Annotated in this window: 24 protein-coding genes; 10 read left to right on the top strand and 14 right to left on the bottom strand. The window is 35.8% G+C overall.

Features of this window, described 5'->3' with window-relative positions; translation table 11 throughout:
- Positions 1–33 precede the first annotated feature (33 nt).
- From QOL71_RS16240 to QOL71_RS16205, 8 genes are all read left to right on the top strand, one after another.
- Entirely contained in the window at positions 34–1,098 is a 1,065-nt protein-coding gene (locus tag QOL71_RS16240; RefSeq protein WP_283417942.1) for an alpha/beta hydrolase, read from the top strand.
- Between the two features lie 174 nt (positions 1,099–1,272).
- Positions 1,273–1,635, top strand: coding sequence for a 30S ribosome-binding factor RbfA (gene rbfA / locus QOL71_RS16235; RefSeq protein WP_283417941.1), 363 nt, complete (start codon positions 1,273–1,275; stop codon positions 1,633–1,635).
- A gap of 2 nt (positions 1,636–1,637) precedes the next feature.
- A complete protein-coding gene (locus QOL71_RS16230; RefSeq protein ID WP_283417940.1) occupies positions 1,638–2,840 on the top strand; it encodes an ABC transporter permease in 1,203 nt (400 codons plus the stop codon).
- 211 nt (positions 2,841–3,051) lie between these two features.
- The gene (locus tag QOL71_RS16225; RefSeq protein WP_283417939.1) at positions 3,052–4,188 is read left to right on the top strand and encodes an endonuclease; all 1,137 of its coding nucleotides are present in this window, start codon (positions 3,052–3,054) and stop codon (positions 4,186–4,188) included.
- 194 nt (positions 4,189–4,382) lie between these two features.
- The gene (locus QOL71_RS16220) at positions 4,383–5,459 is read left to right on the top strand and encodes an endonuclease (RefSeq protein WP_283417938.1); all 1,077 of its coding nucleotides are present in this window, start codon (positions 4,383–4,385) and stop codon (positions 5,457–5,459) included.
- Positions 5,460–5,623: 164 nt separating this feature from the next.
- Entirely contained in the window at positions 5,624–6,685 is a 1,062-nt protein-coding gene (locus tag QOL71_RS16215; protein WP_283417937.1) for an endonuclease, read from the top strand.
- Positions 6,686–6,768: 83 nt separating this feature from the next.
- On the top strand, positions 6,769–7,437 hold the full coding sequence (locus tag QOL71_RS16210; protein ID WP_283417936.1) for a GDSL-type esterase/lipase family protein: 669 nt from the start codon (positions 6,769–6,771) through the stop codon (positions 7,435–7,437).
- A 98-nt stretch (positions 7,438–7,535) separates the two neighbouring features.
- Positions 7,536–7,688: a hypothetical protein gene (locus QOL71_RS16205; RefSeq protein WP_283417935.1), complete on the top strand. Its 153-nt coding sequence runs from the start codon at positions 7,536–7,538 to the stop codon at positions 7,686–7,688.
- Here the strand turns inward: QOL71_RS16205 and QOL71_RS16200 are convergent.
- Both QOL71_RS16200 and QOL71_RS16195 read right to left on the bottom strand, forming a co-directional pair.
- A complete protein-coding gene (locus QOL71_RS16200; RefSeq protein WP_283417934.1) occupies positions 7,681–8,325 on the bottom strand; it encodes a J domain-containing protein in 645 nt (214 codons plus the stop codon). The two genes, QOL71_RS16205 and QOL71_RS16200, sit on opposite strands and share 8 nt — an antisense overlap.
- Before the next feature lie 179 nt (positions 8,326–8,504).
- Positions 8,505–8,744, bottom strand: a complete 240-nt coding sequence (locus QOL71_RS16195; protein WP_283417933.1) for a hypothetical protein — start codon at positions 8,742–8,744, stop codon at positions 8,505–8,507.
- A 280-nt stretch (positions 8,745–9,024) separates the two neighbouring features.
- Here QOL71_RS16195 and QOL71_RS16190 point away from each other — a divergent pair, with 280 nt between their 5' ends.
- Positions 9,025–9,570: a dihydrofolate reductase family protein gene (locus QOL71_RS16190; protein ID WP_283417932.1), complete on the top strand. Its 546-nt coding sequence runs from the start codon at positions 9,025–9,027 to the stop codon at positions 9,568–9,570.
- A 29-nt stretch (positions 9,571–9,599) separates the two neighbouring features.
- Here the strand turns inward: QOL71_RS16190 and QOL71_RS16185 are convergent, their stop codons facing one another.
- The 12 genes from QOL71_RS16185 to glgB all read right to left on the bottom strand — a co-directional run bounded on the left by QOL71_RS16185 (position 9,600) and on the right by glgB (position 19,891).
- Positions 9,600–10,043, bottom strand: coding sequence for an SRPBCC domain-containing protein (locus QOL71_RS16185; RefSeq protein WP_283417931.1), 444 nt, complete (start codon positions 10,041–10,043; stop codon positions 9,600–9,602).
- Positions 10,044–10,189: 146 nt separating this feature from the next.
- A complete protein-coding gene (locus QOL71_RS16180) occupies positions 10,190–10,627 on the bottom strand; it encodes a VOC family protein (RefSeq protein ID WP_283417930.1) in 438 nt (145 codons plus the stop codon).
- 28 nt (positions 10,628–10,655) lie between these two features.
- Positions 10,656–11,432, bottom strand: coding sequence for an alpha/beta fold hydrolase (locus QOL71_RS16175; protein ID WP_283417929.1), 777 nt, complete (start codon positions 11,430–11,432; stop codon positions 10,656–10,658).
- A 6-nt stretch (positions 11,433–11,438) separates the two neighbouring features.
- Positions 11,439–11,873, bottom strand: a complete 435-nt coding sequence (locus QOL71_RS16170; protein WP_283417928.1) for an SRPBCC family protein — start codon at positions 11,871–11,873, stop codon at positions 11,439–11,441.
- Position 11,874: 1 nt separating this feature from the next.
- A complete protein-coding gene (locus tag QOL71_RS16165) occupies positions 11,875–12,399 on the bottom strand; it encodes a DinB family protein (protein WP_283417927.1) in 525 nt (174 codons plus the stop codon).
- A 10-nt stretch (positions 12,400–12,409) separates the two neighbouring features.
- A complete protein-coding gene (locus QOL71_RS16160) occupies positions 12,410–12,856 on the bottom strand; it encodes an SRPBCC family protein (protein WP_283417926.1) in 447 nt (148 codons plus the stop codon).
- A gap of 10 nt (positions 12,857–12,866) precedes the next feature.
- Positions 12,867–13,721, bottom strand: a complete 855-nt coding sequence (locus QOL71_RS16155; RefSeq protein ID WP_283417925.1) for a VOC family protein — start codon at positions 13,719–13,721, stop codon at positions 12,867–12,869.
- Positions 13,722–13,746: 25 nt separating this feature from the next.
- Positions 13,747–14,166: an SRPBCC family protein gene (locus QOL71_RS16150; RefSeq protein WP_283417924.1), complete on the bottom strand. Its 420-nt coding sequence runs from the start codon at positions 14,164–14,166 to the stop codon at positions 13,747–13,749.
- Positions 14,167–14,279: 113 nt separating this feature from the next.
- Positions 14,280–15,047 (bottom strand): DUF3108 domain-containing protein, encoded by a 768-nt coding sequence (locus QOL71_RS16145; RefSeq protein WP_283417923.1) that lies wholly within the window; start codon positions 15,045–15,047, stop codon positions 14,280–14,282.
- A 99-nt stretch (positions 15,048–15,146) separates the two neighbouring features.
- Positions 15,147–16,415: a glucose-1-phosphate adenylyltransferase gene (locus QOL71_RS16140; protein ID WP_283417922.1), complete on the bottom strand. Its 1,269-nt coding sequence runs from the start codon at positions 16,413–16,415 to the stop codon at positions 15,147–15,149.
- A gap of 106 nt (positions 16,416–16,521) precedes the next feature.
- Positions 16,522–17,928, bottom strand: coding sequence for a glycogen synthase (locus QOL71_RS16135; RefSeq protein WP_283417921.1), 1,407 nt, complete (start codon positions 17,926–17,928; stop codon positions 16,522–16,524).
- 16 nt (positions 17,929–17,944) lie between these two features.
- The gene (glgB, locus tag QOL71_RS16130; RefSeq protein WP_283417920.1) at positions 17,945–19,891 is read right to left on the bottom strand and encodes a 1,4-alpha-glucan branching protein GlgB; all 1,947 of its coding nucleotides are present in this window, start codon (positions 19,889–19,891) and stop codon (positions 17,945–17,947) included.
- A gap of 787 nt (positions 19,892–20,678) precedes the next feature.
- Between glgB and QOL71_RS16125 the strand changes: the two genes are divergently transcribed.
- Positions 20,679–22,409 (top strand): amidohydrolase, encoded by a 1,731-nt coding sequence (locus QOL71_RS16125; RefSeq protein WP_283417919.1) that lies wholly within the window; start codon positions 20,679–20,681, stop codon positions 22,407–22,409.
- The last annotated feature ends 436 nt before the right edge of the window (positions 22,410–22,845 follow it).

The following is a 22,845-nucleotide window of genomic DNA, read 5'->3' as shown; positions in this document are numbered from 1 at the left end:
TCATCAGCACTTTTAGTCTTGATATCTTGGATTATGAATGCTCAAATCATTTTTAAGATCACAAAGCTCCCTGAAAACAAAGAAAATTCAAGAATATTTTTGGCTTCCAGCCTTAATAATTGGAATCCGGGTGATCAGCAATTTGAATTCACAAAGATTAATGGATTTTACACGTTAACGATCCCGAATCCTTCACAAAAAATAGAATATAAAATCACTCAGGGAAATTGGGAAACAGCAGAAGACTCTCCAAACAGAGTCCTGGAAGTTTCTAACTCTTCAAAAACTGTTGAATTAAAAATCCAAAACTGGGCGCAACCAAAAGAGAAAAAACATACTGCGGCTTCAAATGTCAAAATATTAAGTGAGAATTTTAAAATCCCACAACTTAATACAACCAGAAAGATTTGGATATATCTTCCGCCCGATTACGAAATTTCCAATAAAAGGTATCCCGTTATCTATATGCATGATGGGCAAAATCTTTTTGATGAATTCACTAGCTTTTCCGGAGAATGGAGCGTGGACGAAACCCTGAATGATATCTACAAAGCAAACGGAAAATCTGCCATAGTCATCGGAATTGATAATGGTGGAGAAACCAGACTGGCCGAATATTCGCCATGGAATAATGACAAATACAAAACCAAAGGCGAAGGTGATCTTTATACCGATTTTTTGGCAAAAACCCTGAAACCTTATATTGATAAAACTTATAGAACACAGAAACAGGCTTCAAAAACGTTGATTATGGGAAGTTCTATGGGCGGGTTGATTTCGCTTTATGCTTCTGTCAAATATCCTGCTGTTTTTGGAAAAGCCGGAATTTTCAGCCCGGCATTCTGGTTTGTTTCGAAAGACCTGAAAATTTATCTGAATAAAAACCATAACAATCTAAAGAATTCTAAATTTTATTTCGTGGCAGGCAAAAACGAAGATGAAACAATGGCTCCGGAAATTGCAGCTGTATATCAGGCACTGATCAAAAAATCTGTTCCGGAGAAAAACATCATTGTAAAAATAGATGAAGATGGAACGCACTCCGAAAGTTACTGGAAACGAGAGCTAAAGCAAGCTTTGATATGGTTGCTGAATTAATAACTGAAGATGTATTTGTTATGCAGACAGATGTATGACGACAAAATCCCTAGCCCCGATTGCAGCGGTTACCCCGCAACAAGCTTTGGGAAAGCCTGGGCGTGAGGAGTATGAGCGGAAAGCGGGAAACAGCTCCAAAAAAATCAAAATAAAAACACTAAATTTGCAGCATTTATGGAAAGCAACAGACAAAGAAAAGTAGCGCAAATTATTCAGGAAGATATGGCAGAAATCTTCCGTAAACAAGCATCGGAAAGCCAGCAAAGCAGCTTCCTGGTATCGGTTTCTGATGTTAAAGTCACTCCTGATCTGGGGATTGCAAAAATATACCTTAGCATTTTCCCTGCGGAATTGAGGAAGCCCATTATGAAGGAAATCAATGAGAATAATGCTTTTTACCGTAATTATCTGGGGCAAAAAATGTCCAAGCAGGTTCGTATCATCCCGCAATTGGTTTTCTATATCGATACAAGCCTGGATGATGTAGAGCGCATAGAAAAAGAACTGAGAGGCGAAGGCGACAATCCAATCCTGTAGTATTGAAAAATGCTTTTTACATAGCATCGCGTTATCTGATTGCCCGAAAAGGCAGTACAGCAGTAACTTTTATTACCTGGCTGGCAGCATTTGCAATGGTAGCGGCAGTCGCGGCAATGTTTATTATCATATCCGTTTTCTCCGGTCTGGAAGAGATGAACAAGCAAATGATCGCTAATCTCCACGCTGATCTTACCATTAAAAGTAAAACAGGAAAGGTTCTGCCTGAGATTGATAAAATCCAAAAAGCACTCCGTAACAACCAAGATATTGCCCATTTTTCTAAAGTAATAGAAGAAAAAGTCTATCTCGGCTACAAGGATAACGGCGAGATTGCTTATCTGCGTGGTGTGGATTCTGCTTACACCAATGTGAATCCCATTAATGACAATATATTTTACGGGAAGTATCCTGACTTCAAATACAGTAATGAAGTTATTATGGAAAATGGTCTGGATAACAGACTTTCGTTACCCGTTAACTCCAGTCAGGATTTTGCAACGATTCTGATGCCTAAACCTGGAAAAGGAATTATCCAGCAGGAAAATGACATTTTCAATAAGAAAGATATCTATGTCACAGGGATATTCCCAGGCAATGACCAGATTGACAATTACATCATATCACCAATTGAGCTGACTCAGGAACTTTTAGGACTCTCAAAATCGGCGTGTTATCAGATTGTAATCAAACTGAAAAATCCGGCCAAGGCAGATCTTGTAAAATCGAATCTTCTCAAAGAACTGGGAACCCAAATTACAGTCAATACAAAATCTGAAGAAAATGCAGCATTCTGGAAAATGATCAATACAGAGAAGCTGATGATCTATCTGATTTTCGGGCTGGTTATTTTTATTACGACATTCAATCTGGCTGGAGCCATTACTATATTACAGCTAGATAAAAAGGATCAAGCAAAATCGTTGATTGCTTTGGGTTTTAATATGAAAAATCTTCGCTTGATCTATTTCTTTACAGGTTTGTTAATTGTATTATTAGGAATCCTGTGTGGGTTAATTATCGGTTCGGCCATCTGTTTTTTACAAATCAATACAGGATTTTTCAAGGCGAGCGAGAGTCTTGCTTTTCCGGTAAAGATCGAATTGATTAATTATTTTATTGTTTCAGCAATTGCATTGTTTTTTGGATTGTCTATCTCTTGGCTATTCTCAAAAGTTAACAAAAAACATATCGTTGAGAACTAAAATCAACAACAATTAAATACATAGAACCAATTATTGTTTGGTTCTTTTTTATTTGTATTATTCACCCAAGAATTATTTCAACTAATATTCTATTATTTATCAAAAAATAAATTAACACAACGTTATGTTAACTTAATTTTTACTTAAAAATGAAGTATTTAGCAAAAATAAAAAAGATTAAATAGTAATTTTACATTCTTAATTTATTGAAATGAAAAAATCTATTTTTATTCTGTTTATCAGTATTTTCAGTTTAGGATTTTCCCAGATTCCAACCGGATATTATGATGGAACTGATGGCCTTACTGGTTATGCTTTAAAATCAAAACTTGCTCAAATTATTACTAACGGAGCAAAAGATATGGGCTATGGTAGTGGTACAGGTGGATTATGGTTGGGATATAAAACAACCGATATTGATAAATATTACGAAAATGACGGAACTATCATTGATATGTATTCTGAAAATCCCGCAGCTAATACACCAGGAATAAGTAATGATCCCTACGAATTCAAATGGGGACAAGTTTCTGCTGGTGGAAACCAATGTGGAAGTTATTCCGGAGAAGGAAGCTGCTATAACAGGGAACACTCTATACCAAAAACATATTTTGGGGGAATAAATGCTGTTCCAATGTCGCATGATATTCATTTTGTTGTTCCGACAGATGGCTATACTAACTCGAAAAGAGGAGATTATCCTTATGGAGAAGTATCTACACCAACATGGACATCTAAAAATGGCACTAAAGTAGGACCAAGTAAAGTCCCTGGTTACAGTGGATCGGTTTTTGAGCCTGTCAATGAATTTAAAGGTGATTTTGCAAGGATGGCTTTATATTTTGTGACAAGATATGAAGATAATTTAATTTCTTTTAGCCAATATCAGACTGCTTCCAGCCCATTGGACGGATCAAAAAACAGAGGTTTACAATTATGGTACCTTAATCTGATGCTGAAATGGAGCGAACAAGATCCGGTTTCTCAAAAAGAAATCGATAGAAACAATGCAGCATACACTTTCCAGGGAAACAGAAATCCATTTATAGATCATCCAGAATGGATAGAAGCAATCTGGGGAAAATCTCCTTTAGCTGTAAATGACGCTTCTTTTTCGAAAAATCTGACAATTGCTCCAAACCCTGTAAAAGGTAATATTATTAATATAACAGGAGACAAAGATTTGAAACAGTTCAAAAAAGCATTCATCTATAACATGGTTGGACAAAGTGTTCAGACTATCGAAAATCCTTTCCAGAACGGAAATACAATTATTCTTAATAATCTTCCAAAAGGCGTTTATATTCTTAAAACCGGAGAATTAAACACTAAATTTATTGTAGAATAATTTTTAAATCGAGGATGTTAAAAAAAGGCAGATATTTTTTCCGTCTTTTTTATTTTGACAATCATAACTTTCTTTTTTTAAATTATTAATCAGAAATTTATTAATAAATTAATACTATCCATACTATATTGTTAAAAAGAATTTAGTTTTTTTGAGAAATTATTTTATACCTTTAGCGCCCTTAATTTTTTGAAATGAAAAAATGTATTTTTATTCTTTTTGTCGGTATGTTAGGCATTACAAATGCACAGATCCCGACAGGTTATTATGACAGTGCCAACGGATTGACCGGATATGCACTTAAAACAAAGCTTGGAGAGATCATTACCAACGGTTATGTTACAAAAAGCTATGATAATCTTTACAATGGTTATCCAACAACAGATACGGATAATTTTTATGAAAAAGACGGATCTGTCTTGGATATTTATTCTGAGAATCCTACCGGATCTGATCCGTACAATTTTCAACATGGCGTGAAAAAATGTGGTAACTATTCCAGTGAAGGAGATTGTTACAACAGAGAACACACAGTCCCTCAGAGTCTTTTTAATTCAGCCAGTCCAATGGTTTCTGATATCCACCATATACTTCCGACTGACGGAAAAGTAAATGGTATGAGAAGCAACTATCCATACGGAAGAGTAACAAACCCAACCTGGACATCCAAGAATGGATCGAAAGTAGGCTCAAATACCACTCCTGGCTATTCGGGAGTCTCTTTTGAACCAATTAACGAATTTAAAGGTGATGTTGCGAGAGGCTTATTATATTTTGTAACAAGATATCAGACAAAGTTATCAGGTTTTTCAAGCGGGGACATACTTAATCCCAGCAATGTTAACAAAGGACTAACTGACTGGGAGCTAAATCTACTTTTGCTTTGGCATCAGCAAGACCCTGTTTCTGAAAGAGAAATTGCAAGAAACAATGCAGCATATGCTTATCAGAAAAATCGGAATCCATATATAGATCATCCAGAGTGGGTTACTCAAATCTGGGGACTTTCATCACTTGCAGTAGAAGATGCTTCTTTTTCTAAAAATCTGACAATTGCTCCAAACCCGGTAAAAGGAAATACCATTAATGTAACAGGAGACAAAGATCTTAAGAAATTCCAAAAAGCATTCATCTATAATATGGTTGGGCAAAATGTTCAGACTATTGAGAATCCTTTCCAAAATGGAAATACAATTACTTTGAAGAACTTACCAAAAGGCATTTACATTCTTAAAACAGGAGAATTAAATACAAAGTTCATTGTAGAATAATTTTTTTGAAATATAAACTTTTAAAGACAGAGTATTATTACTCTGTCTTTTATTTTATTCCTTTATTATTATCATAAAATTAATATTTACAACAATTTATTGTAAAATATTCCATTTATTAAGATATTATTTTAGTACCTTTAGCCCCCTTAATTTTTTTTGAAATGAGAAAGTATATTTTTACTCTTTGTGTTGGTATTTTTGGTATTGTTTCTGCCCAGATTCCAATGGGCTATTATGACGGAACCAGTGGCCTCACCGGTGCTGCGCTTAAAACCAAGCTAAGCCAAATTATCACCGACGGACACCAAGATAAAGGTTATAATTGGACAGTCTTTTCTTCCGCGGACAGAGATAAATATTATGAAAAAGATAATTCTGTATTAGATGTTTATTCTGAAAACCCGACAGGCGCAGATCCATACAAATATTCTATTGGGACCAATCAATGTGGAAGCTATAGTGGAGAAGGCTCATGCTATAACAGAGAACATTCTATACCCAAATCAACGTTCAATGATGCCACGCCAATGCACAACGATTATCATCACCTCTTGCCTACCGATGGATATGTAAATGGAAAAAGGAGCAACTGGCCATACGGAGAAGTTGGCACAGCAAGCTGGACTTCCAAAAACGGTTCAAAGTTAGGAACAAGTAAGCTGAATGGTTATTCGGGAACTGTTTTCGAACCAATCAATGAGTTCAAAGGTGATATCGCAAGAATCTATTTATATTTTGCAACCAGATATCAGTCCCAGATCACCACTTTCAACTATGACATGTATGATGGATCTACTTTCAAAGTTTTTGCAGAACCTTTTATGTCAATGCTTTTAAGATGGCATCAGCAAGATCCCGTTTCTCAGAAAGAAATTGACAGAAACAATGCTGTATATGCTTATCAGGGAAACAGAAATCCTTATGTTGATCATCCGGAATATATTGCACAAATCTGGGGAACTGTAATGGCTGTAGATGACGCTTCATTCTCTAAGAATCTTACAATTGCTCCTAATCCTGTAAAAGGTAATACAATCCAGGTAACAGGAGATAAAGATTTGAAACAATACAAAACGGCATTTATCTACAATACTGTTGGACAAAATGTTCAAACGATTGAAAATCCTTTTCAAAACGGAAATACAATTATCTTGAAAAATCTCTCAAAAGGTGTTTACATCTTGAAAACAGGAGAATTGAACACGAAATTTATCGTTGATTAATTGTCTTAAACAAATATTAAAAACCTGAAATCAGTTGCTTTTGCAGCTGATTTTTTTTATCTTGAAAATTTAAAAATTTAAAAATGAAATACAACAGACAGCTTTTCAAAAAGTTTTTTTTATTGGCACTGATTCTCAACTCTCTCCTATTCTTTGCTCAGGATAAACCTTACTGGAAAGAGATTCAAGAATTCAAAAAATTAGATCAAACCAACGGAATTCCGAAAAAACCAATTCTATTCGTAGGAAGTTCTTCTTTCACTTACTGGAAAGATGTTAATGATTATTTTCCTGGAAAAACTATTATCAACAGAGGTTTTGGAGGTTCCCGATTATTAGATCTTAATAATTATGCTGATGATCTATTAGATCCGTACAATCCTAAACAAATCGTTATCTATTGCGGAGAAAATGATATTGCAACTGACAATCCAACTCCGGCCGAAGTTCTGGAAAGATTCAAGATATTCTTTGAAAAGATCAGATCAAAGTATCCGAAGGTTCCTGTTGCTTATGTTTCCATCAAATATTCGCCAAGTCGTGAACAATTCTGGCCTCAAATGAAAGAACTTAATGAATCTATAGAAGCTTACCTAAAAACTCAAAAAAGAGCAAAATATATTGACATTACCAAAGTAATGAATGACGAAAACGGTAAAGTAAGAACCGATATCTTCAAGGGAGACATGCTGCATATGAAGCCCGAAGGTTACAGACTTTGGACAAAAGTGATAGCGCCTTATTTAAAATAAGCCCTTAAAACATAAAACTAATTCATTAGTTGTTAATTAATTAAGGAATTTTTTGCTTTTAATTTGTATTTAGTCTAAATTACTTTATATTTGCAGTCATGATTCCAACAGTTATTCCTTTCAAGATTGCACCTTTGGCTCCGGCTTACAGAAGTGATGAAGTAATGTATTGTGACAAGAAAAAATGCTGTAAAAAATTCAAGAAAGGAAAACGTTGTAAAAAATGTCCCGGCAGACTGAAAATCAGTTAAACATCAGCCAGATAATCATAGCAATTAGTGCTAAAAATACAATAACAGAAACCAGTCTTTTAGATTGGTTTTCTTTTTTGGGTGATTTTTGGAAAGATTCAGATGGATTGTGCAACGACTCTTTTTCATCAGAACCAGATTCAGATTCTGCTAGTTCTGTAATCGTAATGCCCTGAACAACCGTTTTGTGAAGAACTGTATTGGTCGCGTGAAGCAAAATCTGGAATTTCCCTTGAGAATCAAATTCCTTAATTCGAATTGTCCTTTCACCATTCGGTTTTTCTAATCCAAAAGGGACTATTTTCACCAGATCAGCATCGTAAGTATTCCAGTAAACTGTTATTTCTTCGCCCACTTTCGCCCGGATTTTACTCGCAGAAAAACTTTTGATTTTCGGAGGTAAAATGCTTTTTACATTTCGTTGTTGATTGCTGAGATTCTGGTCATAAAGTCGTCTTCTATCCGTGTCAGTCAGTGTTTCATAAGCTTCCTGAATTTCCCTGAATCTATCCGAAAAGTACTCATCGTTATCATTTTTATCCGGATGATATTTCAGAGACAATTTTCTGTAGGCTTTTTTGATGTCTTCTGATGAAGCATTTTGAGGAATTCCGAGAAAGTAGTAGTAATCCTTCACAAAGCAAATTTAAGGATTCCGTTCATTTTAATAACACTCAAAAATTAATTTCTCGTTGATTTCACAGATTACGCAGGTAGAAAATCTGCAAAATTTGCCTGATTTGCAAGAAATAAAAGAAAAAAAACGGAAAGTTCTCACTTCCCGTTTTTTAACAATTTAATTTAATTTCTAAAAAATTATTCTGCAGATCTTGGCTTACAGCAACCTCTTCCGAATTGCGTTCTCACTTTTTCTTTCAGTGAGTTGTATTCTTCGTCATTCATAGTTCTGATTCTGTCTGCAAATCCGAACGGCGTTCTTTCTTTTACGTCATATTCGTCGAATATTCCTCTTACGAATGCTTTTCTTTTTTGTGCTTTTTTTGCGATAATGGCGATAGCTGCTAAACCTGCAATTGCTAAAATTCCTTTTTTCATTTTTTTAAAGTTTTACGTTTTACATTTAGGAAGACGCAACCTCGAATCTTTTACTTTAAATAATTATTTGGGCGCCTTTATCCGCCCTCCGTTCCCGCTTTTTTGTCATTGCGAACAAAGTGAAGCAATCTGTTGAACTTTTATACAATCGCAATAACAAAAGAGCTCCACTCAGGTCGGGGCGCAACTGCACAGCCTAGAAAGATCTGTCACACTATAGAAAGTTACTCGCAATTTTGTAATTTTAAAATTTTCAGAATTAAAATATTTATTACGAAAAATGAGAAAAATAATATTAGACTTAGCGGTAACTTTAGACGGTTTTATAGAAGGTCCTAATGGAGAAATCGATTGGTGCATTATGGATAATGATATGGATTTTGACGGATTTCTATCTTCTGTTGACACCATTTTCTATGGGCGAATAAGTTATGATGCTTGGGGAAATTTTAAACCAGAAAGCAGTGCCGACGACGTCGAAAAGAATCTTTGGAGTAATGTTCACTCAAAGAAAAAATACGTTTTCTCAAAACAAAACAGACAAGATGAAAATGCGACTTTCATTAATTCTGGTATACAGACAAAAGTTGAAGAAATAAAAAAAGAAGCCGGAAAAGATATCTGGTTGTATGGTGGTGCAAGTTTGATTAAAACATTCATTCAATCAAATCTTGTAGATATATACCGGATTTCTGTCCATCCAATAGCATTAGGAAGCGGAAAACCATTGTTTGAAGACTTAACCGAGCGACTCAATCTCAAACTGATAAAAACAAATATCTTTAAGTCAGGAGTTGTGCAATTGATCTATGAACCATTAAAATAAAAAAGCCTTGCAATCGCAAAGCTTTAATTTTAATTCGTTTTCATAAAGTCAAAAGCACCTTTCCTAAGATGGATTCCATATTCCAGCCACGCTTTCATACAAGCCAGAAAATTGGCCCAGCCTTCAGTTTGACCGATTGCCCACTTTATCCCTTTTTCATCATTGCTATGCCCTTCTTCGGCAACTTTTATCACTGTGTTATTTTCAGACAACTGTTGTAATTCAATTGTCACAACAGATTCTGGATCCCAAACAAAAACAATTTTTTCATTGGGAATTATTTCTTTCGTTGTCAATGGATAAGAACCATCAAATTCGGGGAAAGACCAGAAGATTTCTTTACCGGCTTCCATTCTTCCGGAACCTTTGGAAATGAAATAATTCCGCATTATTTCAGGATTGATAATCGCTTCAAATACTTCTGAAACAGGCTTCTGGATTCCGATAGAAGCTTTTGCTGTTACTTTTTCCATAGAGTTATTTTTTAATTAATCACAAAGACACAAATGTCCAGATTTTAATATGGTTAAAGGCACAAGGGATTTTGCTAAATAATACAACTTTGTGCCTTAAAAAAGTAATATTCAAATAATTATTTTGTGCCTTTGTGTAAAACTATTTATCCTTCGTAACCAGAATCTTTACTGAAATTCACCATCCAGTAAACACCGTATTTGTCTTTGAAGCTACCGAAATAGTCGCCCCAAAATTGGTCAGCCATTGGCATCTCAACTTCTCCGCCAGCAGAAAGTCCATTGAAAATCCGGTCTGCTTCTTCCCTACTTTCCGGGAAAATGGAAATATAATTTCCGTTTCCCTGATTGAGTTTGTGTCCCATAGACGGAACAATGTCCGAAGCCATCAAGAGGTCTTTTCCTATTGGCAACGCAATGTGCATCACACGGTTTTTTTCATCTTCGGGAAGATGTTCTGTTCCTGGTGCATTTCCCATTTTCATAACACCACCTACGAATTCGCCACCGAAAACAGATTGATAAAATTTGAAAGCTTCTTCTGCTGTACCGTCAAAATTGAGGTATGAATTTAATTTTGGCATTTTACATTTTTTTATAGTTATACTTATTTTATGAGTTTAAAAACTTTTTGATTTGAGATATTGTGAAATCGATGAGTTCTGTATCTGCATTTCCATTCTCATCAGCCATCATATAATTACCGTGACCTGCCGGTAAAATCATTACTTTGGAATCTGGAATCAGCTGATTCATTTCTGCGATATGTTGCACTTTTATCACATCTTTATCACCTGCAATCAGGGAAACAGGACTTTTTATGGATTTCAAAACCTCATCATCAATATCTTGAAAGTTTATCATCCGCTGGCTGTCTTTCTCAAACATATTTTTTAAAAGCCTGTCGTCCGGATTGATTTTCAGGAAATTATCCTTCAGTTTTTGCATAATATTCTCTACACTTGCTTTGGACATACCTTCAAAAAAACCGTCTATCATTCCGTTTCGTTTGGTAACACCAGATGCAGCCACCATTTTCTCTACATTATCAGGAAAAAGATGACCAATTTGCAAAACCGTTGTCGCACCATTGCTGAAACCGAAAAAAGAAGCTTTTATAATATTAAGTTTCTCCAAAACCGCCATTATATCTCTTGCATCCTGTTCAAAAGTTTCAGCGATATTGCGATGTTCAGATTTACCGTGATTTTGTAGATCAATGACAATCAACTGAAAATCATCCTCTAATCTCTTTATTGTTTCCTCAAAATCATAAAATCCCGATGAACCGCCTCCGTGAATCAGAACCAACGGCTTTCCTACTCCATAGATTTCGTAATAGAGATTGATATCGTCAGCTTTCTGAAAGCCATTTGATTTTGGTTTCATCAATGTTTATGAATTTAAAGATTTTTCTAAATTTTCCAAATATTGAGTCCAAGCGCCGGAACAATTTTTATAACATTCGATATTTGGAATCAAACCTTCGTGTATAAATGTGACGTTTGTTCCGTTATCAGTTTTTTCCAGATTGAATTTAATTTTGGTATTTTCCCATTCATGAGTATCATTAATAAAAGACAAATTGCTTTCAGTTACCAGCCAAGCAAGTTCTCTGTCAGGCTGTATTTCAATTAATTTTTGTTTTGAAAAATGGACACCGTCTCCTGCCGAAAAAGAAAATTCGTCCCCAATCTTATTTGTATCTCCAGTTATTTTTTCCCCGAAAAAACCGTTCCACCAACTGCGTACATCTTGTAAAATGGGAAAAATTTCGTTCGCTGATCTCTTGGAATGGAAACTGTATTCGAAGTTTTTAGCATTTACCATTTTAATATTTTAAATCTTTATCGAAGTTATATTTCATGCCTTCGTAACCGAGAATCTTTCTCATCAGCCCTAATTGTCCGGCCAGGTAATCCTCCCTTCCAATACACATTCCAATAAAATTGAGAACATCTTCTTTGAAGAAGTCGACATCCATACCCATCGGGAAAGCTTTGTCTAAGTCTTCGTCAGTAACTTGCAGCAATTTCTGGTAAACCAAAGGAGAAATCTTATGAAAACTATCTTTTAATTGTTCTAATGTTGGATAATTAAAATTTTCATCCAAAGCTTTTCCCTGGAAAAATAATTTGCTGAAAGGATCTTCTTCTTTGAGTCCGAGAACCCAACCCAAACTGTAACGCATATTAACAAAATTCCCAACCATCCAAATGATGTGATTGGTTTTTCCATCAATTCTTTTTTTGGCATCTTCTTCGGAAATACCATCCAAAACCATGACAAAAGTTTGTGAGTGCGCACGAAATGCGGGAATGACTATACCTAATTTATCTGATGTCGGTTTATCCATTATTGCGTTTTTAAATTAATTTTTCAGAAAGATTTTTTACAACTTCTAATCCTTTATTGAAACCTTCATCCATCATATCTTTATAGCTACTGTCGACATCGACTTCAACTTTGAGTGTTGTTTTCCCGTTATGATTCTCAAGATAATAAGCTTCCAGGCTTCCGTTCCAGGCTTTCACTTTTTCGCTGTCAACATCTTCCACGCCATCATTAAGTTCACCAAGATGTTTAAATATCAAATGCTTCGGTTCTTCGATACGTTCTATTGTACTGACCATACCATTTTGTCCACTTGCATCCGTAAAATACGTTTTACCTCCAACTTCCCAATCCGTTTTCATCAAAGAACCCGGACTGAAATAATGTGTCCATTGAGAATAAGTTTTATCATTCCACAGAACATCCCAGACTTTTTCTGCCGGTGCATCAATCTCAATCTGATACCTTAATGTTTCCATAACTTTTATTTTATAAGTTATAATAAGCGTCCTCTATATCTTTGATGATGATTTTATTCATTTTCATCATAGCTCCAAAAGCTTTCTGAGCTTTCTCCACTTCGTGTGTGTTAGTCAATTCTATTAATCTGTGCGGAACAATCTGCCAGCTGAAGCCATATTTATCTTTTAGCCAGCCACACATACTTTCTTGTCCTTCTTTGGTAAATTCATCCCAATAATAATCCGTTTCATCCTGATCTTTTGTCATTACAGTCATTGAAGTTCCTTCTGTAAAATCTGCTTTATGGTCGTGCGAACTATCCATTGCCATCATCACATAACCATTAATAATAAACTGAGAATGCGCTACATTACCAGCAACATCGCCTTGTCCTTCTTCATATTCCATAATACCTTCTATCTCAGAATCCGGGAAAATGGTCGTATAATAATCCAAGGCTTCTTTACATTTTCCGGCATTTTTACCTGTAAACATCATTACAGGAGAAATTTTTTGCTTAGCTTTTTCTGCTGCAAAATATAACTGCCAGGAAATACCATACTGATCCTGCACCCAGGCATATTTTTCACTCCATGGATAGGAATCCAATTCCATCATTACTTTCCCTTTCTCAGCAAGTCTGTGATAATAACTTTCTACTTCTTCAGCAGAATCACACATTACCATTAAAGACAATGTAACATTAGGCTTAAACATTGGACCGGCATTAAGGAACATTATTTTCTGCCCTTCGATTTCTATATTGATGACCATTGGTGTATTGACCGTAATCTGGCAATTTCTGAAAACAGAAGTATAAAATTCTGCTGCTTCTGCCCCGTCTTGGTTAAACCAAAAACAAGGAAATATATTGTTGTTCATTGGTAATGATATTAGAAATTAGAGTTTAGTTAGATTTACTTTCTGAGTAGTTTTTAAAGTTATCCAAAATTGCCTGCCAGCCATCTTTTTGGAATTCCAATGGATTTTGATTTTCCGGTTCGAAGTTCTCTGTCACTTTTGTTTTATCATCAGATAATCGTTCAAAAATAACTTCAACTTCCCGGCCATCTTCCATGTGATACTTAATCAGTTCATTTTCCTTAACCTCATTATAAGTCCCGATAAAATCGAAACCGAAACTGCCATCCTTTGCCTGCATTCTGGACTCTAATTTCCCGCCAACTTTCAAATCATTTTTAGCGTAAGGACATTCCCAGCTTTCGTGAGCAAAGTTCCATTTGACGATATGTTCCGGATTATTGAATGCGTCCCAAACCTCATCGATCGGTTTATTGATTTCTGTAATTACTTTTAATTTATTCATTTGAATTTCTTTTAAACCAAAGTTAATTTTATTCTGTTATGCTCAACTTGTCTTAAGACAATATTTGAACTTTAAACAAAAAATCACTCTTTTAAGAGTGATTTTCAATATGATTATTTTGCAAAATTCAATGGATATTTCACATTGCTGTAACTATCAATACTTGCTTTGAGCGAGCCAACTGCGAGTTCGGCTTTTATAAGAACCGGCACTCTGTTCTGGTCATTGGTAACCCACATCGTAACACCTTCTTTCTGTTTAAAAACCCTACCACTGATAACGGAAGGAATAATTTTAAGACAATTGATCTTACCAAATTTTGTTGATAGATTTTCTGTTCCAACCACCTTTAGCTGAAAGGGAAATAATTCGTCATCAATCCAGACATTCATTCTCACAACACTACCCACTTTCAGACTTTCCGAAGGTAAACTTCTGAGATAATAAAAACAAGATAACATATCCTGTACATCATTCGGAACTTTAACGGTTTTCGCCGGCCTGTCTGTATGTTTTTTATCAACTAAAACTAAAGTATTGTTTGCAGGATTAAAGGTACTTTGCAAATGTTGTGTGTAACTGCCTTCAGAAACGTTTCTAACATAAAAAAGCGGTTCTTTGTTTTCATTGATGTAACTTTCATACACATCTTCTACTTTGAAAAAAGCCTTTGCAGCACCACTTGTTTTCCCCATTCCTTTGACATAAAAAGCGGGCTGCCCCTTGTAAGAAGTTCTGGTTGTTGCCAAAGTTGCATTGCCTGCAGTGATAAAACCATAATGGATTCTATAGCTCAAAACTTCACCTGCATTGATATTATCGAACTGGGCAGACGCCGACGTAAAAAATAAAAAACCGATAAGAAAAAATATATTCTTCATTAATTGCTGTATATAGAATTAATCTTAGACAAATTATTTGCCAAATTTAAAAAAATAAAACCCTTCGCTTCCGAAGGGTCTTATTAAATATGTGTTTATTTACATAATATTTGTACCGTCAGGAATGACTGCGTTTTTCTTTACGACCACAATTCCGTCTTTGATAGAGTGCGTGTCGTAATCGCCATCTGGATGATGTTTTCCTCCGATGATTCTCACATTATTCCCGATATAGCAGTTTTTATCCAAAATGGCTTTGTCGATATAACAGTACTTCCCGATTCCCATACTTGTTTTCCCGCTTTCTTCATTATCCGCAACTTCTTTAGCTGTCTGATAGTAATCGGCTCCCATTACATAAGAATTAACGATCGTTGTTCCCCGGTCAACTCGGGTTCTGTTTCCAATGATGCAATTTTCAATCTTATCTGCTAAAATGATACATCCGTCACCAAAAATGGTTTTGCTGACATAAGAACCATTAATCTTTGTCGGCGGAAGCATTCTCGCTCTTGTGTAAATTGGATTGGAACTGAATAAATTGAATTGAGGTAAATCCTGTGCCAAGTCAAGATTAGCTTCATAAAATGATTCAATGGTTCCTATATCCGTCCAGTAGCCATCGTATTGATAGCTCAAAACATTCAATGTACCAATGGAAGCAGGAATGAAGTCTTTACCGAAATCATCTCCTTCATAATCTGCAAATAGTTGTCTGAGAACATTTTTCGTGAAAACATAGATCCCCATCGAAGCGAGATATTCCTTTCCTTTTGCTTTGCTTTCATCGCTTGTTTCAGATTTCCAGTCTTTCAAGGCATCCAGACTTGGTTTTTCTGTGAAAGCCGTAATATTCCCTTCCTCATCTGCTTTCATAATTCCGAAGCCTGTAGCATCTTTAGCATTAACAGGAATAGTAGCAATGGTAATGTCACCCCCCTGCTCTTTGTGAAAATTAATCATCTTTTGGAAATCCATCTGATAAAGCTGGTCTCCGGAGAGAATCAAAATATATTCATATTCGTATTTTTCAAGATGTTTCATTGTCTGACGAACAGCATCCGCCGTTCCTTGGTACCAATTCTCGTTTTCGACATTCTGTTCTGCAGCCAGGATATCCACAAAACCTTTGCTGAAAATGTCAAAGTGATAAGAGTTCTTGATGTGGGAATTCAATGATGCTGAATTAAACTGGGTCAAAACCAAGATCCTGTTAAGACCGGAGTTGAGGCAATTCGAAATCGGAATGTCGACCAAACGGTATTTTCCCGCAATAGGAACCGCCGGCTTGGACCTTGTGTAAGTCAATGGAAACAATCTCGTTCCTCTTCCGCCTCCCAAAACTATGGAGATTACGCTTTCTTTCATAGATGTGCTGGTTATATATTATTTTCTGTTATTTATTATAAAGCTAAGAAATCTTCCCAAATATTAAGCCAATGTTAACGAAAATATTTGCTTATTAAATTATGAATTAATAATTATACATTTCCAAATAGTTCTTAGCCGATTTTTCCCAAGAGAAGTCAAACGACATATTGCTGTAAATCAAACCTTTCATAAGGTCTTTCTGGCTGTAGATATGCAAAGCTCTTTTAATTGCGTGAACGGCATCATCTGCACCAGCAGTGGTAAAGTTAAGTCCACTTCCACCTGTTGAAATATCTTGAACCGTATCCCGTAAGCCTCCCGTATATCTTACAATGGGAACCGTTCCGTATCGCATAGAATACATCTGGTTCAGTCCGCAAGGCTCGACACGGCTTGGCATGAGCAAGAAATCTGCCGAGGCATAAATCTGATGCGACAAATATTCTTTATAGCCTAAATCCAGCGCAAAATTAATATTGAATCTATATTGTAATTCCTTCAATCTGTTTTCAATATGTTGGTTTCCAGAACCGAGCACAATCAGATTCAAAGAACCATTGGTTTCCTGGATGCTTTTCTCAACAATGTCCGGCAAAAGATCAGCCCCTTTTTCTCCGGCAAAACGTCCTATAAATCCGAACAGCGGAAGGTTGGGATTGAGTCCGTATTCTGCACAGATCACTTTTTTATTCTCCCATTTTCCTTCTTCCGAGTAATCTTTATTATAATTAAATTTCAACATATCGTCCGTTTGCGGGTCCCAAACTTCGGTATCAATACCATTGATAATCCCGAAAGCTTTTTGCCGCTCCTGATTCATCAATGGCTCCAATCCCTGAAAACTGTAGAATAATTCTTCCAGATAACCGCCAGAAACCGCATTGAATGCATTGCAGGTCTTGATCATTGTAGCCATTGGATTGATTCTGCCATTCCAATCAAGAAGTCCCCATTTCCAGCCTTCAAAATGTGGAAGAAAACTGGACATCTGCCAATCCATACTTCCCTGATATTCACCGTTATGAATGGTTCCAATGGTTTTCACGCCTTTCAGAAATCCGAATTCATAACAATATTCTATCATAAAAGGAACCAGCCCGGTATGATAATCATGGCAATGTAAAATATCCGGACGAATCTGCATTGCACTCAGCCAATGCAAAACACCGTGCTGGAATGCGATAAACTGCTCACTCTCATCCCAATAGCCATAAACATTTTCCCTATCCAATAATCCCGGGATCTTAACGAGATACAATTCGAATCCCAAAACGTTGCTTTTCTCTTTATAAACCTGAACCTGATACATATGAAACGACTGATGAATAAAGCCATCGAACACAACTTCAAAGTCGTGGTTGTAGAAAAACGGTTTGTTGTACCAAGGCATTACCACCTTCGCATCCAGACCCATTTTGTTTTGATACTTTGGTAAAGCTCCTACCACATCGGCCAAACCTCCAACTTTTGCGACAGGATAACACTCCATAGAGAGGTGAAATATTTTCATATATATTTCTTAATTTTTATTTTTTATGTTTCAAGAAACCTGCAATATTTGACTTCTTGATTAATTTACTTTGTTTCAAAACCAATCCCGACAAAGGCGGTAATCTAAGAATAATTGAGTTCTTCCTGTTATTCCAGCCCTCATCCAGCCTCTGAGAAATAACAGCTTCTACTCCGCTTCCGCTATATTTCTCATCATCGGAATTCAGAATGATTTTCCAGTCTGTATTTTCATCAATACCTATTCTGTAATCAAAACTTCTTGGTGTAAGATTCAGGACCGTCATCAAAACTTCTTTATCTCGTTTGCTTTTTCTAAGGTAAACAAAAATCGAGTTGTCTCGGTCATCACCGTCAACCCATTCGTAGCCATAGGGCGAGAATTGAAGCTCATATAAAGACGGATGTGTTTTATACAACAGATTCAGATCTTTGACAAAATCCTGAAGGTTTTTGTGAACAGGATATTGAAGCAGATGCCAGTCCAGCGAGCTTTTGAAATTCCATTCCGTGGTCTGGGCAAATTCATCGCCCATAAACAATAATTTCGCTCCCGGATTCGTAAACATATAGACATACATCGCTCGGAGATTGGCAAACTTTTGCCATTCGTCGCCCGGCATTTTGTAGATCAAACTACTTTTTCCATGCACCACCTCATCATGAGACAACGGCATCATGTAATTTTCATTATACATATACGTGCTCGTAAAAGTGATTTTGTTGTGATAATATTTTCTATTGATGGGGTCTTCTTTGAAATAATCTAAAGTATCATGCATCCATCCCATCATCCATTTCATTCCGAAACCGATTCCGTCATCGTGTACAGGTTTGGTTAATTTTGGAAAGTCGGAACTTTCTTCTGCAATCGTCTGAACATCGGGAAATTCTTTGTAAACTGCAACATTAAAATCCTGCAAAAATTGCTTGGCTTCCAAGTTGACATTGCCACCATAGATGTTTGGTTCCCACTCGCCTTCATTTCTGGAATAATCGAGATGAAGCATAGATGTTACAGCGTCCACACGCAAACCATCAGCGTGATAACGATCTAACCAAAATATTGCATTTGAAATCAAAAATGACTTGACTTCAGGTCTTCCGTAATTAAAAATATAGGATTTCCAATCCGGATGAAAACCTTTTCTCGGATCTTCGTGTTCGTATAAAAAAGAGCCGTCAAAACGATGAAGTCCATTAGCATCACCTGGAAAATGGGAAGGCACCCAATCCAGAAAAACACCGATATTATTTTTATGAAGTTCGGAAATCAAGTACATCAATTCCTGCGGGCCACCGAACCGTGAAGTCGCTGCATAGAAACCTGTAATCTGATAACCCCAGCTTGGATCATATGGATACTCCATCACCGGCATAAATTCTACATGTGTAAAATTCATTGCCTTGAGATAAGGAACTAATTTATCGGCAATCTCACCATAGCTCAGGAATCTATCCGGATTTCCAGGATCGCGCATCCAGGAACCGAGATGCATCTCGTAAACAGAAATGGGTGATTCCAGGCTGTTGTATCGCCAGCGTTTTTCCATCCAGTCTTTGTCCTGCCACTCATACCAGGTCGTACAAACTGCAGAACCAGCCTGCAATGCATTTTCAAAACAAAGTCCGTACGGGTCGGCTTTTTCCAACAAAATCCCTTCAGTTGTTCTAATTCCGTATTTGTAAACTTCACCAAAATCCAAGTCTGGAATAAAGCCTTCCCAAATACCGGATTGATCCCAGCGGCCTGCCAAATGGTGCGAAAAAGAATTCCAATTGTTGAAATTTCCCATGACTGAAACTTCTGTAGCATTTGGCGCCCAAACAGCAAAATAAACGCCGGAAACGCCATCTACCTCAATCTTGTGTGAGCCGAATTTTTCATAGAGCCTTGTGTGTTTGCCCGAACGGAAAAGGTATATATCGAAATCGGAAAATAATGAATAAGACTGAACCGACATAAAGATAATTATAAATGATGGATTATAAATTATAAATGATAAATAATGTCTTTGTTATCATTTATAATACCTTTACCAAGATAGAGAAATTAATTGATACAGAAGATATAGAATTTGTTAATAAGTATTAAAGTTTTAACCATCTCTTCCTGGCGCCCCCCTCCAAAGGAAGAGAATTTTTCAAGCCATTTTCTAAAAGATGAAATTTCTGTTGGTTTTAGTTATTGATGGATTTTGCGAAAAGGAAAGGTTCATATTATGGATATAAAAATCAAAATGATGTGAACTTTTATACTTGCAGAATTAAAAAAAATGAGTTCGAGTTTAAGCCAAGTAAATTTTTTGAATATTATTTTTCTAATGGTAAAGAAGATACTGGAAGTTTTAATGATTATCTAAATTTTGGCTATTATTATAAAGGAACTGAAAAATATATTACTGACGGAATATTAAAAAACATAAACAACTTCTGCTAGCAGGCGTTTGGCAAGACTGCGAATTTTATAGTAAATTCACGTTTATTTCTCGCAAGAAATTTTATCTTTAATAGAAAATAATCTGTTCCGAAGCTCGCAACCTCGCCAAGCGCCGGAACGTTAGCTGTCATTATAAATACAAAAATTATGGAAGCTAACAAACATTATAAATTTTATTGAAAAAACGAACAGGAATAAAAGATAAAAACCCACTACACGAAACTATATATGTCATCTCTGGGCTTACAGATTTAGTAGGAACATTAATTTGGGGTTATGTTGATTTATTGTCTTAATAAAAAAATTCAGGTATGATAAATAAAAATGTAATATCCTTTTTAGCTGTATTGTTACTATTAGGTTGTGCAAACAGTAGTAAACATAGTCAAAATGAAACTCAAGCCGCAAATTTATATTTCAATGGCAATATTATTACAATGGACACCGAAGAGCCAATGTATGCCGAAGCAATAGTTGAACAAGACGGAAAAATTGCGTTTGTGGGAACATTAAAAAAAGCAGAAAAACAATTTTCTAATTTGAACAAGATCGACTTGAAAGGGAAAACGCTGTTGCCTGGATTTATTGACCCTCACAGTCATTTTGGTATGGTTTCTAATACAATGGGACAGGTGGATTTAAACCCTAAACCAGTAGGTACAGTCGAGAATATTGATGATATTTTAGCCGAACTGAAAAAATATAAAGAAGAAAAAAATATCCCTGACGGAGAATGGATTTTTGGGTGGGGTTATGATGACGGAGAATTAGCAGAAAAACGTCATCCAACTAAAAAGGACATTGACAAAGTATTGCCAAACAATCCAGTTTATTTACAGCACACAAGCGGCCATATGGGTGTTGCAAATTCACTAGCATTAAAAGAATTAAAAGTAAATGCTGAAACGAAAAATCCTGAAGGTGGAAACATACAGCGTTTCCCAAACACACAAGACCCGACTGGATTGGTTCAAGAAACAGCTATGTATCCATTTGTACAGTTAATGTTAGAAAAATCAGTATCCAAGCAAGCAGAATTTTTTGAAACTACACAAGAGTATTATGCTTCAAATGGAATAACTACTGCGCAAGATGGAATGACAGACAGAAATACTATTCACTTTTTTCAATCTCAGGCTGATGTTGGTAAACTAAAAATAGATTTGATTTCTTTGGCTGGTTATTCGGAATTAGAAAGCAATATAAAAGATGCTTCGCTTTCATTTAAGAAGTACAAAAACGGATTTAAAGTACAAGGCACAAAAATAGTAGCTGATGGTTCGCCACAGGGTAAAACAGCTTACTTTACAAAACCATTTTTAACAGAAGTTCCCGGATGTTTTCACGATTGCAGAGGCTTGCCAAGTTTAACTCAAGAAGCTCTCAATAAATTATTTGTAACGGCTTATAAAAACGACAATCAATTGTTTATTCATTGTAATGGAGATGCGACAGTTGATATGATTATTTCAGCTCACGAAAACGCTTGTAAAAAATTAAATCAACCATTGGATAAAGACAGAAGAACGATTATTATTCACGCGCAGTTTGCAAGGCCAGACCAACTTGTTACATTCAAAAAATACAATATGGAACCTTCATTTTTTACAAATCACGCTTATTTTTGGGGAGATGTTCACGTAAAAAATTTAGGTAAAGAAAGAGCATACTTTTTAAGTCCATTGGCAAGTTCAATAAAATTAGGACTCAAACCAACCAACCATTCAGATGCTACTGTTACACCAATCGATCCAATATTTACCATTTGGACAGCGGTAAACAGAGTTTCTCGTTCGGGCGCAACAATTGGAGCAGCCGAAAGAGTTTCGCCATATCAAGCTATCAAGGCGATAACAATTAACGCAGCTTATGAATTTTATGAGGAAAATTTAAAAGGTACATTAACCAAAGGTAAATTAGCAGATTTTGTGATTTTAGACAAAAACCCATTAAATGTAAAACCAATGGAAATTAAGGGTATTAAAATATTGGAAACGATAAAAGAAGGTGAATCCATTTTTGCCCGTGAAAATGACAATTAAATTGTTAATAAATATTGGAAACTGAGAACACTTAAGGAAAAGATATAAAAAAAAAGAAATACTTTATCTTAAAAAGTGATATAACAGTTTCAGGTTTTGCAGGTTGCAATCAGTTTAGTTGACAGTTTGAATTAAGTGAAGAAAACAGAATTAGATTTAATAAAAATCTTGCGTTAGTAATGAAAACTTGTCCAGATGTAGATATCAAAGAAAGTGAATTTATGGAGGTTTTTAAATTGACGGACAACTATATGATTAGTGGAGATATTTTAAATCTAAACGTGGGGAGAAGAGCACTATTAGCAGTATTTAAAGCTGTGTACTTCTAAAAATAACGGCATACAATAGCTAAGTTTTCGTTGCGTGCGAAGCACGAACAATGAAAACCCTGTTGAACGGAAGCTTCGGGAGCTTTTTTCAACATTATGGGTTTACC

The organism is Epilithonimonas pallida, from assembly GCF_900182975.1.
GTDB lineage: Bacteria > Bacteroidota > Bacteroidia > Flavobacteriales > Weeksellaceae > Epilithonimonas > Epilithonimonas pallida.
Note: the sequence above shows the minus strand (reverse complement) of the source record. Positions and strands in the feature narration are given on the sequence as shown.

Excerpts from the sequence above, each read along its gene's own strand:
- QOL71_RS16185 (WP_283417931.1), bottom strand. The coding sequence starts at position 10,043 with ATGGAAAAAGTAACAGCAAAAGCTTCTATCGGAATCCAGAAGCCTGTT.
- QOL71_RS16220 (WP_283417938.1), top strand. The coding sequence starts at position 4,383 with ATGAAAAAATGTATTTTTATTCTTTTTGTCGGTATGTTAGGCATTACA.
- QOL71_RS16125 (WP_283417919.1), top strand. The coding sequence starts at position 20,679 with ATGATAAATAAAAATGTAATATCCTTTTTAGCTGTATTGTTACTATTA.
- QOL71_RS16155 (WP_283417925.1), bottom strand. The coding sequence starts at position 13,721 with ATGAACAACAATATATTTCCTTGTTTTTGGTTTAACCAAGACGGGGCA.
- QOL71_RS16140 (WP_283417922.1), bottom strand. The coding sequence starts at position 16,415 with ATGAAAGAAAGCGTAATCTCCATAGTTTTGGGAGGCGGAAGAGGAACG.
- QOL71_RS16170 (WP_283417928.1), bottom strand. The coding sequence starts at position 11,873 with ATGGTAAATGCTAAAAACTTCGAATACAGTTTCCATTCCAAGAGATCA.
- glgB (WP_283417920.1), bottom strand. The coding sequence starts at position 19,891 with ATGTCGGTTCAGTCTTATTCATTATTTTCCGATTTCGATATATACCTT.
- QOL71_RS16165 (WP_283417927.1), bottom strand. The coding sequence starts at position 12,399 with ATGGATAAACCGACATCAGATAAATTAGGTATAGTCATTCCCGCATTT.
- QOL71_RS16145 (WP_283417923.1), bottom strand. The coding sequence starts at position 15,047 with ATGAAGAATATATTTTTTCTTATCGGTTTTTTATTTTTTACGTCGGCG.
- QOL71_RS16135 (WP_283417921.1), bottom strand. The coding sequence starts at position 17,928 with ATGAAAATATTTCACCTCTCTATGGAGTGTTATCCTGTCGCAAAAGTT.
- QOL71_RS16205 (WP_283417935.1), top strand. The coding sequence starts at position 7,536 with ATGATTCCAACAGTTATTCCTTTCAAGATTGCACCTTTGGCTCCGGCT.
- QOL71_RS16225 (WP_283417939.1), top strand. The coding sequence starts at position 3,052 with ATGAAAAAATCTATTTTTATTCTGTTTATCAGTATTTTCAGTTTAGGA.
- QOL71_RS16160 (WP_283417926.1), bottom strand. The coding sequence starts at position 12,856 with ATGGAAACATTAAGGTATCAGATTGAGATTGATGCACCGGCAGAAAAA.
- QOL71_RS16210 (WP_283417936.1), top strand. The coding sequence starts at position 6,769 with ATGAAATACAACAGACAGCTTTTCAAAAAGTTTTTTTTATTGGCACTG.
- QOL71_RS16240 (WP_283417942.1), top strand. The coding sequence starts at position 34 with ATGAATGCTCAAATCATTTTTAAGATCACAAAGCTCCCTGAAAACAAA.
- QOL71_RS16190 (WP_283417932.1), top strand. The coding sequence starts at position 9,025 with ATGAGAAAAATAATATTAGACTTAGCGGTAACTTTAGACGGTTTTATA.
- QOL71_RS16150 (WP_283417924.1), bottom strand. The coding sequence starts at position 14,166 with ATGAATAAATTAAAAGTAATTACAGAAATCAATAAACCGATCGATGAG.
- QOL71_RS16175 (WP_283417929.1), bottom strand. The coding sequence starts at position 11,432 with ATGAAACCAAAATCAAATGGCTTTCAGAAAGCTGACGATATCAATCTC.
- QOL71_RS16195 (WP_283417933.1), bottom strand. The coding sequence starts at position 8,744 with ATGAAAAAAGGAATTTTAGCAATTGCAGGTTTAGCAGCTATCGCCATT.
- QOL71_RS16215 (WP_283417937.1), top strand. The coding sequence starts at position 5,624 with ATGAGAAAGTATATTTTTACTCTTTGTGTTGGTATTTTTGGTATTGTT.
- QOL71_RS16180 (WP_283417930.1), bottom strand. The coding sequence starts at position 10,627 with ATGCCAAAATTAAATTCATACCTCAATTTTGACGGTACAGCAGAAGAA.
- rbfA (WP_283417941.1), top strand. The coding sequence starts at position 1,273 with ATGGAAAGCAACAGACAAAGAAAAGTAGCGCAAATTATTCAGGAAGAT.